The sequence below is a fragment of the Pantanalinema sp. genome (assembly GCA_036704125.1).
In the GTDB taxonomy this organism is placed as follows: domain Bacteria; phylum Cyanobacteriota; class Sericytochromatia; order S15B-MN24; family UBA4093; genus JAGIBK01.
In genome coordinates, this window is record DATNQI010000049.1 from 1 (window position 1) to 17465 (window position 17465).

Consider the following 17465-nt stretch of genomic DNA (forward strand, 5'->3'; position numbering starts at 1 on the left):
GGCCCCCAGGACTTCGCGTTCATCACGGTGAACGAATAGGTCTGCAGCTTGGAGGCGCCGCGTGAGCGGCGCCCATTTTTTTGATGCTCCCCTATTTATTTTGTAACGATGCTTTACTAAACTATATTTATGGAAATCGACCCGCTGGTTTGACTTCCAGCCATGGGCTCCCTTTCCCGCGCAGCGTTGCGCCGGATTCAGACCGAGGCAGACGACGTTGACTGTCCTTGAACCAAGCGAACCGGCACCGGAGCCGCCCGCCGCCCCGCTGCGCTACTGGCAGGTCGCGCTGGTCACCTGCCTTGGCATTGCGCTTTCGATCGCGGCCTTCTACGGGGTGAGCGATCGCGAGCAGGAGCGCCAGCACCACCGCCTCGAGCAGCAGGCGACCAGTGTCGCGTCGACCCTCATCAGCAACCTGGACGACTACCTGGGGGTGCTCTATGCCGTCCGGGCCTTCTACGACGCCAACGAGGAGGTCGATCGGCGGCAGTTTCGCACCTTCGCCGCCTCCACCCTGGCGCGGCACGAGGGGATCCAGGCGCTCGAATGGGTGCCGTGGGTGCGCGAGCATGATCGCCCGGCCTTCGAGGCGCGCGCGCGCGCGGACGGCCTCGCGGACTTTCGCTTGACCGAACGGGACGCGGCGGGGCGCCTGGTGCCGGCCGCGGCGCGCAAGGAGTACTTTCCCGTCTACTTCGTCGAGCCCCAGGCCGGGAACGCGCAGGCGCTGGGCCATACGCCCCTCATCGAGACGCGGGAGCAGGCCCTTTCGCGCGCGAGAGACGCGGGCGGCGCGATCGCGACCGAGCGCTTCAAGCTGATCCAGGATCGCACGGGTGGGGCCGGGGTGGTCGTGTTCCTCCCGGTTTACCGCGGGGGCGGGATCCCTCCGACGCTCGCGGAGCGTCGCGCTCGGCTGAAGGGCTTCGTGGAGGGCGTGTTCCGGGTCGACGACATCGTGGGAACCGCCATGCGGGGCATGGGATCGCAATCGCTCGACTTCCACCTCTACGACGATTCCGCCGAGGCGTCCCGGCGCTTCTTGCTGGGTTACGCGAACGGGGTAGCGCTGCGATCGCCAGCCTCCGCGAGCGGCGCGACGTGGTCGACGGACTTCGACTTCGCGGGCCGGCGCTGGTCGTTCACGTTCTTTCCTCCTCCCGACGCCACCTCGGGGGGGCTCTTCCCGTGGGGGGCCCTCGTCGCTGGCTTGCTCTGCACGGGCTTGAGCGGCGGCTATCTCTTCAGCCTCCTGAGCCGCAAGGCGGACATCGAGCGCGAGGTCGTCGAGCGCACCACCGAGAACCAGCGCGCGTTCGAGGAGATCGCCCGGCGCACCATGGAGCTGCACCGGGCCCAGGATCTCGATCGCCTCAAGACCAACTTCGTCAGCGCGGTCTCCCACGACCTGCGCGCGCCCTTGACCTCGATCCTGGGCTACGCGGAATTCCTCGAAGAGGGGATCGGCGGTGCGCTGAGGCCCTCGCAGCGCGACTTCGTGAGGCAGATCGGGAAGAGCACTCGCCGCATGGAGCACCTGCTGGACGACCTGCTCGACTACGCGCGGATCGACGCGGGCACCTTCGTGCTGAGGGTGCAGCCGATGGACGTGAGCGAGCAGATTCGCGAGATCGCGGACAGCCTCAGGCCCCAGCTCGCCGAGGCGCGCCTGGCACTGGAGGTCGCCGTCCCCCCAGCGCCGTTGCTCGCCGCTCTTGACGCGCAGCGCATCGAGCGGGTCCTCATCAACCTGCTCAACAACGCCATCAAGTTCACCCCTGCCGAGGGTACGATCCGCGTGCGAGCCATGCGCGAAGCGGGCGAGGTGCGCCTGGAGGTGGAGGATACGGGGATCGGGATCGCGAGCGAGGATCTGCCCCGCCTGTTCCAGCCCTTCGCCCAGCTCGAGAGCGGGTTGCACCGGGGCGGGGCGGGGCTCGGCCTGAGCATCAGCAAGACCATCGTCGAGGCCCACGGGGGAAGCATCGAGGTCAAAAGCGCACTCGGCCGGGGCAGCGTCTTCGTGCTGCGCTTCCCGGAAACGCCCGAGAGGGCGGCCGAAACCGCCCTCTCGCTCTAGCTAGAACTTCGCGCTTCCGGCCGGGAGGCTCAGCCTCGGCTGGCCCCTGAGCGCAGCTTCGGCGCGGCCGCCGCTCTGGCTGGTGAAGAAGGCGACGGTCTCCTCCAGGAGCTGGGCCTGCTTGCGCAGGTCCCCCGCGGCGCTGGACACCTCGCCGGTGGCGCTGGCGGCCTGCTGGGAGCTGCGGTTGAGGCTCTCGACGGCGAGCACCACCTGGTCCGCGCCCTGACGCTGCTCGGCCGTCGCGTAGGTGACGGTGTGGGTGAGCTCGTTCATCTCGGCGACCGCGCCGTTGACCTGGTCGTTGATGCCGGCCATCTGCTCGGCCGCAGCCACGATCTGCGAGCTGGCCCGGGCCTGCTCGCTGCTCGCCGCCGAGACCTCGGCCAGGAGGCTCGACACCTGGTGCGAAGCGTCCTTGATCTTGGCCAGGGCCTCGCTGGTGTGGCTGGCGAGCCGCATGCCCTCGCTCACCTTGGCGGCACCCTGCTCGGTGGCGCCCACCGCCTGCGAGGTCTCCTTCTGGATGCCCTTGATCAGGTCGCCGATCTCGCGGGTGGCCTTGGCCGAACGCTCGGCGAGCTTTCGCACCTCGTCGGCGACCACCGCGAAGCCGCGGCCCGCGTCCCCGGCGCGCGCCGCCTCGATGGCGGCGTTCAGGGCGAGCAGGTTGGTCTGCTCGGCGATGTCGTCGATCACCTCGATGATCGCACCGATCTCGCCCGAGCGCTGGTCCAGCATCTGGATGGTGTTGAGGATGCCCGCCATGGTCTCGTTGATCGCTTGCATGCCGTTGATGGTCTTGCCGACCGCGACCTCGCCGGCGTTGGCGGCCTCGCTGCTCTGGAAGGCGACCTGGTTGGCATGCGCCACGTTGCCCGACACCTGCTGGATGCTGGCCGCGAGCTCGGCGATGGAGCTGCTCGTCTGGGTGACGGCCGCCGCAAGCTCGTCCGACTGGCCGCGGACCAGGCCCACCTTGGTCCCGAGGCGCTGCACGCTGCTGTCCACCGACTGGAGGTTGGCCGCCATCTCTTCCATCGCCGCCGAGGTCTCCTCGGCGCTCGAGGCCTGCACCGAGGTGGTCTCGCCGAGGCGGGTGCTGGCCGAGTCGATCTGGACGGCCCCGGCGCTGACCGAGCCGGCCGCGGTGCGCACCCGGTCGACGACCTCGCGCAAGTTGGTGACCATCTTGGCGATCGCGTTGCCGAACTGGTCGCGCTCGCTCTTGGGCGCGATGCTGCGGGTGAGGTCGCCCCGGCTCATGGCCTCGGCCACGCCCGCGACATCCCTGAGGTAGCTCATCATCGCCTCGAAGGTGCGGGCCATGTCGCCCAGCTCGTCGTCGGTCCTGACGTCGAGGCGCTGGTCCAGCTCGCCCTTGGCGATGCCCTCGGCCGCCGCGGCGACCTGGGCCAGGTTCCGGGAGATCTGGCGCGAGAGGGTCAGGGCGATGCCGAGGCCGGCTGCGATCGAGAGCCCCAGGGCCGTGAGGGTCAGCACCAGGGCGCTCTGGTAGTCGCTCTGCGCCTTGCGAGTGATCTCCGCGGCCAGCTTCTCGTTGAGCTTGACCATCTTGTTGACATTCGCGTCGAAGGCGGCGTGGACCGGGGTGACTTCGCGCTTGATGAGGCGGAAGGATTCCGCGTTCCGGTTGGCACGGCTCAGCACGAGGGCCTTCTCCAGCCGCACGAGGTAGGTGTCGTAGTCTTGCTTGGCCGACTCGAAGAGCGCCCGATCCTCCTCGGAGTCGATCAGCTTCCGGTAGTCGGCGAGGTTCTTGCTGAAGTAGTCCTTGGTTTGCGCGATCAGGCCCTCGACCTTCGCGATCTCGGACGGCTCGGTCTCGAGAAGGTGACGGTTGACGTAGCGCTGAAGGGCCGCGACGTCCTTGTCCATGTAGCCGAGGAGGGTCGCCTTGGGCAGCCGGTTCCCGGTGACCTCGCTCAGGTTCGCATTGAGGCTGCCGAGCTGAACGAGCGAGAACACACCCAGGCCGAGCGTCAGCAGGCTCGTGGCGAGAAATCCGCCCAGCAGCTTCTTCCCAATGCTCAATCGCATGATGTCTCCTTTGATGGATCAGGGGGACAGGACGATCGAGATTCAACTACGGGCACGCTCGCCAAAGAAGGGACCTTGGTCCCTATCCGGCGAGGGGGATCTTCAACAAATATGAACTAATGCCGTTAGCTCGTACTAGACGATGCGCCGCAGCGGAAGGCGCCACTCCAGGACGACCGACGCGATCCTCAGCCCGCAGACCAGCCCCAGGAGGCCGAAGAGGAAGAGGGGCGTGGTCGGCAGGCCGAGCGCGATCGCCGCGCCGGCGAGCATGGCCCAGACCACGTAAAGGGTGGTGTTCTGGAAGACCAGGGGGCGCCTGTGGGCGAGGACGTCGCGGATGATGCCGCCGCCGGTGCCCGTCATGATCGCGGCGAGGACCACGGCCAGGTGCGAGAGGTGGGCCTCGCGCGCGTAGAGCCCCCCCTGGATGGCGAAGGCCGCCAGGCCGGCCGCATCCAGGACCATGGCCAGGCGCATCCACCGACGGATCCAGCGGCGTGGCAGCAGGTAGATGGCTGCGATCGAGGCGATTGCGACGTAATGCAGGGTGGTCTGGGCCCAGAAGCTCGAGAGCGGGATGCCGAGCAGCAGATCGCGGATGATCCCTCCCCCGAAGGAGGTCGTCATCCCGAGGAACAGGACGCCGATCACGTCGTAGTCCTCCTCCATGGCGACGATGGCGCCGCTGGTGGCGAAGGCGATGGTGCCGATGACGTTGAGGATCTCCCAGACCATGGCGCCATCATAACCGCCTCAGGCCTGCATTTCCAGGCTTTTAACTCAGGGATAACCGAATTTCCGAGCGCCGGGGGGATAATCAATGCAGCCCTAGCCAAGGAGCATACGATGCAGCCGATCAATTCCGGACCGTCCCCCAAGCCCGTCCTCAAGGCCGGCGCCCCTGTGGCGCCCAAGGCCGCCGTCCGCGCGCAGCGCCTGGGGGCGTACGACGCGCTCCTGGTCGAGACGCGCCTGGCGCTTCCCGGCAAGGACGGCGAGGTTCCGGAGACCCGCATGAAGGGGCTGGATCGTCTCAGGCAATTGCTCGCGACCTTCCTGAAGCCGAAGGCCGAGGCGTCCGGCCCCCAGGAGCCCTCGACCCGGGTCTCGAAGGAGCTCGCCTACCACGTCGACACGTCCAAGAACCAGGCCAAGACGCCGTACGAGCGCGAATCGGAGCGCGATCGGGACCAGGCGGAGAGCAAGGCCCAGAGCAAGCGTGCCGACATCGCGCCCGGCGTGCTGCTCAAGCGCTCCTCCAACGGGGGCACGTACGGCATCCGCGAGCTGCGCGAGGATTCGCCCTTCGAGAGGGACATCGCCATCACCGGCCTGAAGAAGACCGAAAAGGGCTGGTCGGTCCCCACCATCGCGAACCCGCAGGACCCGAAGGGGCAATTCGACCCCTTCGCCACCATGCCGAACATCGTCTTCTCCGGCAGCGAGGACTCCTTCCCGGTGCGCCCGGACCTGGACGGCGACGGCAAGCCCACGACCGATGCCGAGCGCTACGACCACGGCGTGATCGGCGGCAAGCAGCCCCTCACCGCCGCCTACTCGGTCTCCAAGAAGGGCGAGTACACGGTCATGACCTACAGCTTCTACTACGTGGACAACAAGTTCACCAACTACCACCGGACGGACTCGAGCACCGTCTCGGTCTACCTCAAGCCGGACAAGAACGGCAAGCTCCAGCCCGAGTACCTCTACAACTCGTGGCACTTCGGCGGCAACATGACCCGCTGGTCGGACCTCAAGAAGGGCCCGGACGGTCGGCCGGTGGTGCTCGTCGAGCGGGGCAGCCACGCGGTTCATGCCTTCGGCAAGCAAGAGAAACTGCCCACCAAGGGCCTCTGGATCAACGGCGACGGCAACACCGCGCTGAACGGCAAACCGCTGAAGAACCGCCTTTCGCTTTTGACCCCCCAGGCCAACGTCAAGCACGCGACCAGGCTCGATCCGGCCAACGCGAAGGACCTGGCGGCAATGGACACCTACTTCGCCAAGTACCCCGAGCGGACCCACCCCATCCACCCGATCCTCTTCAAGGAGCTCGGCGGCCTGAAGTAGCTCAGGCCATCGCCTCGGCGCCGATCGCGTCGTTGTCCCGCACGAAGCGCACCAGCCGGTCCAGGTAGCTCGAAAGGGGCGGCACGGCCAGGCCGCTGGCGAGCAGGGCCTCGCTCGCTTGCGTCGTGTCGTAGCGCGTCGGGTGGGCGAAGTAGTCCACGGCGTGCGAGGGGATCCGCATCAGCCGGTAGACGCCGGGCACGCGCTCGATGGCGCCCTTGGCGACGGAAAGGCCGATCGGCAGGCGGATGATGCGGCGCCCGGTCGCGGCCTCGAGCGCGCGCAGCAGCGCGTCCACGCTCAAGGCCTCAGGATCCGCCAGCTGGTAGACCTGGCCCGAGGCGTCGGGCTTGCTCGCCAGGTGCGCGATCGCCTCGACCACGAAGTCGCGCGGCACCACGTTCAGGTGGATGCGCTCGGGCGAGGCCACCACGGGCACCAGGGCAAGCCCGCGCTGGCGCAGGATCCAGCGGATCAGGAAGTAGGGCCCGTCGTACTTCTGGGTGGCGCCGGTCCGGCTGTCCCCCACCACGATGGCAGGCCGGTACACCGTCGCGCCCAGCCCGCCCACCATCCGGCGTCGCACCTCCGCCTCGGCGAGGAACTTGGTCTCTTCGTAGAAGTTGTTGAAGGCCTGGCCCACGTCCAGATCCGTCTCGCGAAAGAGGCCGTCGTGCCGCCCGCTCACGTAGCAGGTGCTCACGTAGTGGACGCGCCGTAGCCGAGGGCATGCCTCGGCCCAGTCCAACAGGTGACGGGTGCCTTCCACGTTCACCTTCATCGCGGCCTCGCGCGGCACGCTCAGGTCGTAGATGGCGGCAAGGTGGTAGATCTCGAGGATCTCTGCCTTCAGCCGCGCCTCGAGCCCCAGCCCCGGGGTCGTCAGGTCACCTGCCTCGAGGAGGATGCGACCGAGCGTTTCCGGGTGCCGGGCCTCGATCTCGGCCTTGCGCGAAAGGGCCTGGTTCACGAACTTGGGCTGGATGAGGCACGTGGCCGTGGTGCCGGGCGATCGCGCCAGGATGCGCGGCAGCAGCTCGGACCCCAGAAAGCCGGGGAAGCCTGTGAAGAGGAAGGTGGACAAGAGGCGGCTACTCCCTTTCGAGGTTCAGCGAGGCCGAGTTGGCGCAGTAGCGCAGGTGGGTGGGCGCCGGACCGTCGTTGAAGACGTGGCCGACGTGCGCGCCGCAGTGGCTGCACATGACCTCGGTCCGCACCATGCCGTGGCTGCGATCGATCGCCTCCTCGATGCTGTCGGCTTCGACGGGCGCGTAGAAGCTCGGCCAGCCGCAGCCGGCGTCGAACTTGGTCTCGGAGCTGAACAGGGGGGCGCCGCAGGCGGCGCAGCGGTAGACCCCCTTCTCCCGGGTGTCCCAGTAGGCGCCGGTGAAGGCGCGCTCGGTGCCCTTCTGGCGCATGACCCGGTACTGCTCGGGGGTGAGCTGCTTTTTCCACTCGGAATCGGGCTTCTCGACGGCATGGCGCTTCGTCTCGTCTAGCATTGATCGCGCTCCTATTGGGAATCGAGGAGGTGGGACGATCGGGGTACCCCCAGTTTACGACTTCGGGGGGATTTGAGAAGCCCGAAAATCCTCGCTCGTTTGCCGTCTTGCGGCGCAGGATAAGCAGAAAACCCTCTTGTGCTCTTCATCCTATCAATCATAATCTCGGCACGAATGCTTCGCGGAATACAACTCGTCGTTTCCGGGACGGGACTATCGCGCACAATGTAGGAAGGAACGTGAATGAGACTGGCGATTCGAACCAAGCTACTGATCGGCTTCGCCTTGATCCTCGCCTTGATGAGCGCGGGCGGGGTCTTCTCCCTGCTCAAGCTCAGCGAGCTAAACGGCCTCCTGAAGGAGATGTACACGGGCGAGACTGTCGGCATCTCCTTGATCAAGGAGATCAATTTCAGCTTCGCCTCGCGGGCGCGCTCGCTGCGCGACGTGATCCTGGCCGACGAGGCAGCCGAGATCGAGAATCACGCTGCGGCGGTCCAGGGGTACGCCGAGAAGATCTCAGAGCTCCTGCCCGCGTTCAGGCCGCTCGCAACCGCGAGCGCCGAGCGGCTCGCGTACCAGCAGCTGCAGGAGCGGATCCAGGCCTTCCTGCCCATCCAGGCCGAGATCCTGGCGCTGTCCCGCGAGAATCGAGACCAGGAGGCCAAGGCCGCCGCGAAGCGGGCACGCACGATCGCCAACGACGCCGCCGCTTTGATCGCGGACCTCAGCGCGCGCAAGGAGGCCCAGGCCAAGGAAGCCAGCCGGCACGGCGAGGCGATCTACGCCCAGGCCAGGACCTTGACCATCGCTTTCATGCTCTTCGCCCTCGCGGCGGCCATCGGGATCGGCCTGACGCTCTCCCTGCCGATCTCGCGGGGGCTGGCCTCCCTTTGCCGGGCGACCGCGGGGATCGCCCAGGGTGAGCTCGACCAGCGCATCGACGTGAAATCCAAGGACGAGCTGGGCGATCTCGCCAGCGCCTGCACGGAGATGATCGCCTACCTCAAGGAAGTCGCCGGGGTGGCCGAAGGCATGAGTCGGGGCGACTTCCGCCGGGGGCTCATTCCCAAGAGCGAGCGCGACCAGTTCGGCGTGGCGATCTCGCGCATGATCCAGAGCCTGCGCACCGTCGTCTCCCGCGTGCACGCCGCGGCGGACGCGGTCGGCACCGGGGCCGAGCAGCTCAGCAGCTCCAGCACCGAGCTCGCGCAGGCGGTCTCGGTCCAGGCCGCGAGCGCCGAGGAGAACTCGGCCACCATGGAAGAGATGGCCGCCAGCCTCCACTCGGTCGACGGCAACGCCCGGCTTCTCGGGGACAAGGTGAGCGTCATCCGGAAGCAGTCCGAGGACCAGGCCTTCGCGGTGGAGGAGACGAGCGCGGCCCTCGCCGAGCTCGCGGCGAGCATCCAGCAGGTGGCGGGCAACGTGGCTCACGCCAGCCGGGTGTCCGAGGAGGCCTCCCAGGCCGCGATCGCGGGCGACCAGGCCGTTTCGAAGACCATCGAGGGGATGGCCCGGATCTCGGAGGCCATGCAAGGCGTGCGGGGCAGCATCCGGGTGCTCGACGAGCGATCGGGGGAGATCGGGGCCATCATCGAGGTGATCGGCGACATCGCCGAGCAGACCAATCTCCTCGCCCTCAACGCGGCGATCGAGGCGGCCCGCGCCGGCGAGGCAGGCCGAGGCTTCGCGGTGGTCGCCGACGAGGTACGCAAGCTCGCCGAGCGCTCCGCCAAGGCCACCCGCGAGATCGGCGCGCTCATCCAGGGCATCCAGGCCGAGACCACCCATGCGGTGGATGCCACCGAGCAGGGTACCGCGAAGGTCGCCGAGGGTGTCAAGCTGGCCACGGACACCGGGGACGCCCTGCGCGTGATCCGCGAGGCTGCGCGCCAGACCACGTCGCTGCTGGGCGAGGTTGCGGTCGCGACCGGCGAGCAGGCAAGGGCGAGCTCGCAGATCGTCGAGGTGGCCGCTCAGATGGCGGTCATCAACCAGGACGTCAGCGCCTCGATCTCGGAGATGGACCAGGCCTCGCGCAGCGTGTCGTACGCCACCAGCGAACAGCGCCAGGGAGCGGATCAGGTCCTGGTCACCGTCGAGAATCTCAACCGCTGCGCTCACGAGGCCGCAGCCGCGACCTCCCAGGTCGCCCAGACGGCTGACGACCTGAGCCTTCAGGCCCACCGGCTCCAGGAGGCGATGGCCTTCTTCACCCTGGAGGAGGAGCCCGATTCGCGCGCGCGCGTCATCCGGCCGCTGAGCCTGTCCGCCTGACGCGAAACCTCACACGGCCCGAGGGCCCTCGGGCCGTGTGAGGACCCCAAAAAAGATCGGCGTTTCTCGCGCTCGCAGACCCCTTGCTTTCCCGTATGCTTCCCTCGTCATTTCCTGGCGAGCGGAGGATTTCTCGATGAGTCACCCCAGCCACCCGCAGGCCCAGCCGGCCGCGGGCCCTTCGCCCCAGGCGCACCGCCGCTTCCCGGCTCCCGGGACCCAGGCCTCCACGATTCGCCTGAAGGAGCGCTACGCCAACTTCATCGGGGGCGCTTGGCTTCCCCCCGTCGAGGGCCGCTACTTCGAGAATTCGAGCCCCGTGACGGGCCAGGTCTACTGCGAGGTGCCGCGCTCGGGCGCGCGCGACGTGGAGCTTGCCCTCGACGCCGCTCACCTCGCTTTCCCCGCCTGGTCGCGCCTGGCCGCAGCCGAGCGGGCCCGGCTCCTCAACGCCGTCGCCGATCGCATGGAGGCCCACCTCGAGGAGCTCGCGGTCATCGAGACCTGGGACAACGGCAAGCCGATCCGCGAGTCGCTCGCGGCGGACCTGCCTCTGGCGATCGATCACTTCCGCTACTTCGCAGGCTGCCTGCGCGCCGACGAGGGGGGCCTCGCCGAGCTCGACGCGAACACGGTCGTCTACCACTTCCACGAGCCCCTGGGCGTGGTCGGCCAGATCATCCCGTGGAACTTCCCCCTCCTGATGGCGGCCTGGAAGCTCGCCCCGGCCCTTGCTGCGGGCAACTGCGTGGTCCTCAAGCCCGCCGAGCAGACGAGCGTGAGCGTCCTGCACCTGCTGGACCGCATCAGCGACCTGCTGCCCCCGGGGGTGGTCAACGTGGTCACCGGCTTCGGTCCCGAGGCGGGGGCGGCCCTCGCCCGCAGTCCCCGCCTCGCGAAGCTCGCCTTCACCGGCGAGACCGCCACCGGCCGCCTCATCATGCACGAGGCGGCCGAGCGCCTGATCCCCGTGACGCTCGAGCTGGGGGGGAAGTCCCCGAACCTCTTCCTGGCGGACGTGCTCGCCGAGGACGACGCCTTCGCCGACAAGTGCCTCGAGGGCTTCGCCATGTTCGCCCTCAACCAGGGCGAGGTCTGCACCTGCCCCTCGCGGGCCCTGGTCCACGAGGCGATCTTCGACGCCTTCATGGACCGCGCGATCGCGAGGGTCCGCCTCATCCGAGCGGGAGACCCGCTCGACACCGCCACCACGATCGGGGCCCAGGTCTCGGCCGAGCAGCTCGGGCGGATCTTGGGCTACGTGGAGATCGCTCGTAGCGAGGGGGCCGTGCTCCTCACCGGAGGCGAGCGTCCCGTCCTGCCGGGGGCGCTCGCGGGGGGACACTACATGGCGCCCACCGTCTTCTACGGGGACAACGCCATGCGCCTCTTCCAGGAGGAAGTCTTCGGGCCGGTGCTCGCGGTGACGCGCTTCAAGGACCTGGACGAGGCGGTAGCGATCGCGAACGACACCCGCTACGGCCTGGGCGCCGGGGTGTGGACCCGCGACCAGAACGCCGCGTACCGCCTCGCGCGCGGCATCCACGCCGGCCGCGTCTGGGTGAACAACTACCACGCCTACCCGGCCCATGCCGCTTTCGGCGGGTACAAGGAGTCAGGTGTCGGGCGCGAGACCCACCGGATGGCTCTCGACCACTACCGCCAGGTCAAGAGCGTCCTGGTGAGCTACGATTCGCAACCCAACGGGTTCTTCTAGCCAGGGGAGTAGGAAGATGTCGCAGTTTCCAGCCGAGCAATCCAGCGAGGGCAGCTTCGTCCGTCAAGCGGACGAGTTTCGCGACTGGGTCAAGGCCGACGGTAGCTCGTCTTACCCGGTCGAGGCGGGACGCTACCACCTCTACGTCTCGTACGCCTGTCCCTGGGCCCATCGCACGATCATCGCGCGGCGCCTCATGGGGCTGGCGGGGGCCGTCGGCATGACCGCGGTCGATCCGATCCGCGACGCGCGCGGCTGGGCCTTCCGGGACGGCGACGGCTACTCGCGCGATCCGATCAACGGCTTCGCCTTCCTGAGCGAGGCTTATCTTGCGACCGATCCAGGCTTTCGCGGCCGCTACACCGTCCCGGTCCTCTGGGACAAGCTTCAGCGCCGGATCGTCAGCAACTCGGACGACGACATCATGCGGATGTTCGAGACCGAGTTCGGCGCGCTCGGCGGGTCAGCCCCCGACCTCTACCCGGCGGCGCATCGCGCCGAGATCGAGGAGCTGAACGACCGGATCTACGAGGCGATCAACAACGGCGTCTACCGGGCCGGCTTCGCGAGCACTCAGGCTGCCTACGAGACGCCCGCCTATCGCCTTTTCGAGGCCCTCGACGCGCTGGATGCGCGCCTGGCCACGCGTCGCTACCTGGTCGCCTCTCACCCGGTCGAGACCGACTGGCGCCTCTTCACCACGCTCGTGCGCTTCGATGCCGTCTATCACGGTCACTTCAAGTGCAACCTGCGCCGCATCGTGGATTACCCGCACCTGTCCGGCTACCTGCGGGACCTGTACCAGGTGCCGGGCATCGCCGAGACCGTCAAGCTCGACCAGATCAAGCGGCACTACTACTACACCCACGACGACATCAACCCGACGCGGATCGTGCCCATCGGCCCGCAGCTCGATTTCGCGGCGCCTCACGGGCGCGACGCCCTGCCCTAGCGGCAGGCCGTGGCCTACGCCCGGGCGAGGGCGGCGATCGCCTCGGAGACGGCCGGCGGCCAGTCGGGGTGGAGGTGCTTGCGCATCTTCTCGATCAGGGCGTGGCGGTGGCGATCCAGGGCTGAGGGCGCGTCGATGCAGCGCTCCAGGCTCGCGACGATCCCGAGGACGTCGAGGCGGCCGATCTTCAGGCGCGAGGCCTGGTCGAGGATGCGGGCCGGCTCGCGCAGCGCGAGCGCGATCGTCTCGAGGCCGAAGTACAGGCTGTAGGCGAGGAACAGCCGGATCGAACGGTCCGAGACGGGCATGCGATCGAGGTACTCGTGGGCGCGGCGGGCGTGGTGCAGCACCGAGAGCATCAAGGGGCTGATGGCCTCCAGCGCGGGCTGATCCGGGGTCGGTTCAAGCAGGTTCGCCGGCGTCAGCTTCGCCGCCGAAAGGGTGTCGAGGGGGATGAACAGGCGCCCCTCGGCGAGGTCGTTGCGGATGTCCTTGAGGATGTTGACCTTCTGGAGGTACTGCCCGAAGGACTCGGCGCGCTCGAGCAGCTCGAAGTAGGCGCTCTTGGCCAGATCGGCGGAGTGCAGGTAGAAGAGGTCCGTCAGCATGAAGCCGACGGTGCCCGCCACGTAGTGGCAGTAGCGGTGGAGCTGATCCATGCTCGGCAGGGCCGCGACCTGCTTGCGGTGCGAGGCGAAGACCCCCTGCATCTCGACCATTCCGACCGCCATCTCGTGGACGCAGCGCACGAGGATGGGCCGCACCGTCGCGGGCAGCGATTCGAAGCCCGCGAGCACCTCGGGCAGGTGCCGCATGAGCAGCACGTCGTGCTCGGCGCTGCCCGGGAGGTGGCGCTCGGCCACCAGGAGGTGCCAGTCGCCAGGCAGGGCCTCGCTGCCCTCGATCCCCCGGCGCAGGCGAGCGATCAGGTCGGCCTTCTCCGCGAGCGAGAGGTGCGGTTCGTCCTCGATGGTGTCGAGCAGGCGGCAGAGCAGGTAGCCCACGCAGATGGCCTTGCTCAGGGGCTCGGGCAGGATGGTGATCGACAGGGCGAAGGTGCGCGAGACCTTAGGCAGCAGCCAGAAGCAGGTATCCCAGGCGTGCTGGGTCGAGGTGGCGGTCGGCATCGAATACTCCATGGGAACGAGGGATGCCCCGGTATACCATGCCGCTCGCTTCGTCGCCACCTTGCCCGGCCAGGCTACTGGCCCGCAGTGACCACGATGTCGAGGGTGGCGCGCGGCGTCTCGTCCGGCAGGAAGCTCACCGGGTGGTAGCGCTCCGCCGAGACCCGGTAGGTGCCCGCGGACGGCAGCGTGACCGAGACCGTCGCGACCTTCGAGCCGTAGTCCTCCGTGCAGGCAAGCTCCTGATCGGATCGCTTGCTCTCGCGCATGGCGCTCAGGACCACCGACCGGGAGGCCTCGTCCACGGTCGCTCGCAGCTCCTTGAAGCGATCGCAGGAGCTGCTGCCGATGATCACGCGGGCAGCGAGCACCACGGGCGTGCCGGCCACGGCGATCCCGGGGCCCTCGACAGAAGCGATCTGGGTGGGATTGGCCTCGTACCAGAAGGATGGCTCGGGCGAGGGCCGCGAATCGATTCCAAGCAAGGGAAGGCCCTGGCACCCGATCAGGGTCAGGGCGAGCAAGGCCAGGAAGGCGTGGAGGCGCAAGCGCAGCATGGGCGGCCCTTTCATGAGATGAAGACAAGACGAGCCTAGCCTATCCCCCCGGGATCACATTGGCGATCACGTCACGACCGATGTGTCTTGTTCAGGCGCTGCACCAGGCGCTCGAAGGCATTCGAAAATGCCGCACGATCCTTGTTGCTGAAGGATTTCGGGCCACCGAGCTCGAGGCCCTGCGTCCGGAGATCGTTCATCAGGGTCCAGCGTGCCTTGTGCTCGCCGATGGTCGCGGCATCGAAGACCTCTCCGCGGTGACCCAGGGCGGTTCCGCCCTTGGCGACGACCTCGGCCGCCAGGGGGATGTCCGCGGTGATGACGAGGTCCGCGTTCGTGGCCTCCGCGACGATCCACCGATCCGCCTGGTCGGGCCCCTCGGGGACGATCACCGGGGTCACCCCCGGCTCGTAGCCGAAGGCCATGGCGCGGTTGCTGACCAGGATCATCGGCACCTCGAGCCGCAGGGCGGCGCGTTGGATCAGGTCCTTCACGGGGCAGGCGTCCCCGTCGACGATGAGGCGCATGGGCTCTCCTTCAAGGGCGCAAAGCAAAACAGCCTTGCAAGCGTTTGCAAGGCTGTTTTGCGGATGAGCGCGCCTGACAAGACTCGAACTTGTGACCCCTCACTTCGGAGGCGAGTGCTCTATCCACTGAGCTACAGGCGCATGTCCCGATCGGGACACCCCATTATAGCGCACGGGAGCGACCCGGGGCAAGGGGGCTTTCGAAATGCGGTACACTGGTCGCGTCTCGGCTGAAGCGAGAGGAGCGAAGGGATCATGACCACCCAGCGGCAAGAGCAGGCCACTTTCGGCGGCGGATGCTTTTGGTGCCTTGAGGCCGCCTTCGGCGAGCTGAAGGGCGTCGCGTCCGTCGTGTCGGGGTACGCGGGCGGCACGGTGGAGAATCCCACCTACCAGGCGGTCTGCACGGGCCGGACCGGCCACGCCGAGGTGGTGCGGATCACCTACGATCCGGCCGTCATCGGCTACCGCGATCTGCTCGGCGTCTTCTTCACCCTGCACGACCCGACCACCCTCGATCGCCAGGGGGCCGACGTGGGGACCCAGTACCGTTCCGTCATCTTCCCCCACTCGAAGGAGCAGGAGGTCGAAGCGCGCGAGGTCATGGCGGCGCTCGGCGCCTCGGGTGACTACGACGCTCCGATCGTGACCACCATCGAGCCGCTGCAGCGCTTCTACCCCGCCGAGGAGTACCACCAGAACTACTTCGCGCGCAATCCCGAGCAGCCCTACTGCCAGCTGGTGGTCGCGGGCAAGGTCGCCAAGGTTCGCGCGGCGTACTTCGAACGGCTCAAACGCTGAAGCGCCGGACCAATCGGTCCGGCGCTCGCGTGAACTGCCCTTAGAGCAGGGGCTTGATGTCCTTCATGAAGGCGTCCTTGATGCCCTCCTCGGTCTGGGCGGGCAGGCCGACGTACTTCTTCACGATGCGGCCCTCGCGGTCCACGACGAAGGTGGTGGGGATGCCCCGGATCCCGCCGTAGGCGTTCGACACCTCGTCGTTGCCGATCAGGACGGGGTAGTTCATCTTGTGTTCCTTGACGAACGGCGCCACGACCTTGTCACCCTCGCGATCGAGCGAGATGCCGATGATCTCGACGCCCTTGCCCTTCAGCTCGTCGTACATTTCGACGAAGTGCGGGATCTCGGCGCGGCAGGGGGGGCACCATGTGGCCCAGAAGTTCACGAGGCGGACCTTGCCCTTGAAGTCGGACAGGCGCACGGTCTTGCCGTCGCCCGAGCGGGGCAGCGCGAAGTCGGCGGCCTTCGCCTGGGCGGCGACGGCAGGCGACTCGCCTGTTGGGATGAAGCGGGGGGCGACGATCGCGCCGAGCGCGACCAGGCCGAGGGCGATCGGGAGCAGCGCTTTGAACTTCGCCATGGTGATGGTCTTCTCCTCTGTCTCGAGAGCGAGTGGTTGGTCCCTCAAAGCTACCGGAGCCTGTAGTTTTCCGCAAGCGTCCCTCGCTTGGACTCTCGCCTCGCTTGAGGGGTTCCCGCCCCAATAGGGAAAGGCCCCATCCTTCGACGGAGCCTTCGAGGGGGGCTTGGCGGTGCAGTATTCTAACTTTTTTGAGTGAAATGGAGATGATTTAGAGAGATTCTTTATCAGCTCTTGGTCGCTTCGATTGAGCTAGCGATATTAATCGAGATGGCTAAGAAGCCGGATTCAGGTCAATTGAGCTCGTTTCTAGCAGCGGCGTTGTTCAGAGCATGGAGGGCTTTGGCGTGGGCATGCACTCATCAGACGCCCTACCTGCCACGGCCACCGCCACCGCCTTCACGGCCACCACCGCCTTCACGGCCGCCACCGCCTTCACGGCCGCCGCCGCCTTCACGTCCGCCGCCGCCTTCACGGCCACCACCGCCTTCACGGCCCCGGAAGCGATCGCGATCGAAGCCCCCGATCCCGCCAATCCCGCCAATCCCCCCATACCCATAGCCGTAGCCATAGGTGTCAGCGGGCCATTGAGAAACGTAGACCCACTGCGAGCCGTCCCACTGGTACTGAACGATGTTGCCGTCCTGTTGGGCGGTCATGGTCTGGCCGACGTATTGCTGGACGCCATAGGTGGCCGCCGGCTTGACGCTAGGCGGAGCGATTGACTTCGAGGGCTGAGACATTGCCTTTTCAGGAACGGGGGCCATCGTCGTGCTCCCACAACCGCCAAGAGCCAGAATGCTGGCGAGGAGCGCCAGCATTCCACACGGTCTAGGCTTTCTCATCCTTCACCTCCTTCGCTTCCGGGATCCTTGCATCTGCCTGATTTCCGGATCCGATGAGGGGCAGTCTATCGAGTTGGCCCTGCTCTAACAATGCAAGAAGTTGACAAATCAAAGCGAGCTCCTGACGTGAGAATTGCCTAGACCATCCTCGTCTTGCGGCAACCGCCAAAGGTGAAGGCCCCGTCTTTCGACGGGGCCTTCGAGGGGTGGATGATGGGAATCGAACCCACGTATGCTGGGACCACAACCCAGTGCCTTAACCACTTGGCGACACCCACCACGGTGTTTCAGAGAATACGCTGGCGCGCCCGGCTGGATTCGAACCAGCGGCCAGCCGCTTAGAAGGCGGCTGCTCTATCC

15 protein-coding genes and 2 tRNA genes are annotated in these 17465 nt (G+C 67.3%); 6 read left to right on the forward strand and 11 right to left on the reverse strand.

What is annotated here, in order from left to right; genetic code table 11:
• Positions 1 to 217: 217 nt before the first annotated feature.
• Positions 218 to 2083 carry a CHASE domain-containing protein gene (locus tag V6D00_07315; protein HEY9898975.1) on the forward strand — a complete coding sequence of 622 codons (1866 nt, stop codon included), beginning with the start codon at positions 218 to 220 and terminating at the stop codon, positions 2081 to 2083.
• Here the strand turns inward: V6D00_07315 and V6D00_07320 are convergent, their stop codons facing one another.
• Both V6D00_07320 and V6D00_07325 read right to left on the reverse strand, forming a co-directional pair.
• Entirely contained in the window at positions 2084 to 4144 is a 2061-nt protein-coding gene (locus tag V6D00_07320) for a methyl-accepting chemotaxis protein (GenBank protein ID HEY9898976.1), read from the reverse strand.
• Between the two features lie 135 nt (positions 4145 to 4279).
• Entirely contained in the window at positions 4280 to 4882 is a 603-nt protein-coding gene (locus V6D00_07325) for a trimeric intracellular cation channel family protein (GenBank protein ID HEY9898977.1), read from the reverse strand.
• A gap of 111 nt (positions 4883 to 4993) precedes the next feature.
• Here V6D00_07325 and V6D00_07330 point away from each other — a divergent pair, with 111 nt between their 5' ends.
• Positions 4994 to 6217 carry a hypothetical protein gene (locus V6D00_07330; GenBank protein HEY9898978.1) on the forward strand — a complete coding sequence of 408 codons (1224 nt, stop codon included), beginning with the start codon at positions 4994 to 4996 and terminating at the stop codon, positions 6215 to 6217.
• Position 6218: 1 nt separating this feature from the next.
• Here the strand turns inward: V6D00_07330 and V6D00_07335 are convergent, their stop codons facing one another.
• Positions 6219 to 7301 carry an SDR family oxidoreductase gene (locus V6D00_07335; protein ID HEY9898979.1) on the reverse strand — a complete coding sequence of 361 codons (1083 nt, stop codon included), beginning with the start codon at positions 7299 to 7301 and terminating at the stop codon, positions 6219 to 6221.
• Positions 7302 to 7308: 7 nt separating this feature from the next.
• Positions 7309 to 7719 (reverse strand): peptide-methionine (R)-S-oxide reductase MsrB, encoded by a 411-nt coding sequence (msrB, locus tag V6D00_07340; GenBank protein HEY9898980.1) that lies wholly within the window; start codon positions 7717 to 7719, stop codon positions 7309 to 7311.
• A gap of 243 nt (positions 7720 to 7962) precedes the next feature.
• On the opposite strand from msrB, the gene V6D00_07345 reads away from it, so the two are divergent.
• From V6D00_07345 to V6D00_07355, 3 genes are all read left to right on the forward strand, one after another.
• Positions 7963 to 9999 carry a methyl-accepting chemotaxis protein gene (locus tag V6D00_07345; protein ID HEY9898981.1) on the forward strand — a complete coding sequence of 679 codons (2037 nt, stop codon included), beginning with the start codon at positions 7963 to 7965 and terminating at the stop codon, positions 9997 to 9999.
• 136 nt (positions 10000 to 10135) lie between these two features.
• Positions 10136 to 11716, forward strand: coding sequence for an aldehyde dehydrogenase family protein (locus V6D00_07350; protein HEY9898982.1), 1581 nt, complete (start codon positions 10136 to 10138; stop codon positions 11714 to 11716).
• A 16-nt stretch (positions 11717 to 11732) separates the two neighbouring features.
• Positions 11733 to 12668 (forward strand): glutathione S-transferase family protein, encoded by a 936-nt coding sequence (locus V6D00_07355; GenBank protein ID HEY9898983.1) that lies wholly within the window; start codon positions 11733 to 11735, stop codon positions 12666 to 12668.
• 14 nt (positions 12669 to 12682) lie between these two features.
• Here the strand turns inward: V6D00_07355 and V6D00_07360 are convergent, their stop codons facing one another.
• From V6D00_07360 to V6D00_07375, 4 genes are all read right to left on the reverse strand, one after another.
• Positions 12683 to 13795, reverse strand: coding sequence for a squalene/phytoene synthase family protein (locus V6D00_07360; GenBank protein ID HEY9898984.1), 1113 nt, complete (start codon positions 13793 to 13795; stop codon positions 12683 to 12685).
• 74 nt (positions 13796 to 13869) lie between these two features.
• A complete protein-coding gene (locus tag V6D00_07365; protein ID HEY9898985.1) occupies positions 13870 to 14352 on the reverse strand; it encodes a hypothetical protein in 483 nt (160 codons plus the stop codon).
• Between the two features lie 71 nt (positions 14353 to 14423).
• Entirely contained in the window at positions 14424 to 14879 is a 456-nt protein-coding gene (locus V6D00_07370; GenBank protein ID HEY9898986.1) for a YaiI/YqxD family protein, read from the reverse strand.
• Between the two features lie 68 nt (positions 14880 to 14947).
• A tRNA-Arg gene (locus V6D00_07375) sits at positions 14948 to 15020 on the reverse strand.
• 114 nt (positions 15021 to 15134) lie between these two features.
• Between V6D00_07375 and msrA the strand changes: the two genes are divergently transcribed.
• Positions 15135 to 15680 (forward strand): peptide-methionine (S)-S-oxide reductase MsrA, encoded by a 546-nt coding sequence (msrA, locus tag V6D00_07380; GenBank protein ID HEY9898987.1) that lies wholly within the window; start codon positions 15135 to 15137, stop codon positions 15678 to 15680.
• 40 nt (positions 15681 to 15720) lie between these two features.
• Here the strand turns inward: msrA and V6D00_07385 are convergent, their stop codons facing one another.
• From V6D00_07385 to V6D00_07395, 3 genes are all read right to left on the reverse strand, one after another.
• Positions 15721 to 16260: a TlpA disulfide reductase family protein gene (locus tag V6D00_07385; GenBank protein ID HEY9898988.1), complete on the reverse strand. Its 540-nt coding sequence runs from the start codon at positions 16258 to 16260 to the stop codon at positions 15721 to 15723.
• 325 nt (positions 16261 to 16585) lie between these two features.
• A complete protein-coding gene (locus tag V6D00_07390) occupies positions 16586 to 16795 on the reverse strand; it encodes a hypothetical protein (GenBank protein ID HEY9898989.1) in 210 nt (69 codons plus the stop codon).
• Between the two features lie 515 nt (positions 16796 to 17310).
• Positions 17311 to 17383 (reverse strand) — tRNA-His (locus tag V6D00_07395).
• Between the last annotated feature and the right edge of the window lie 82 nt (positions 17384 to 17465).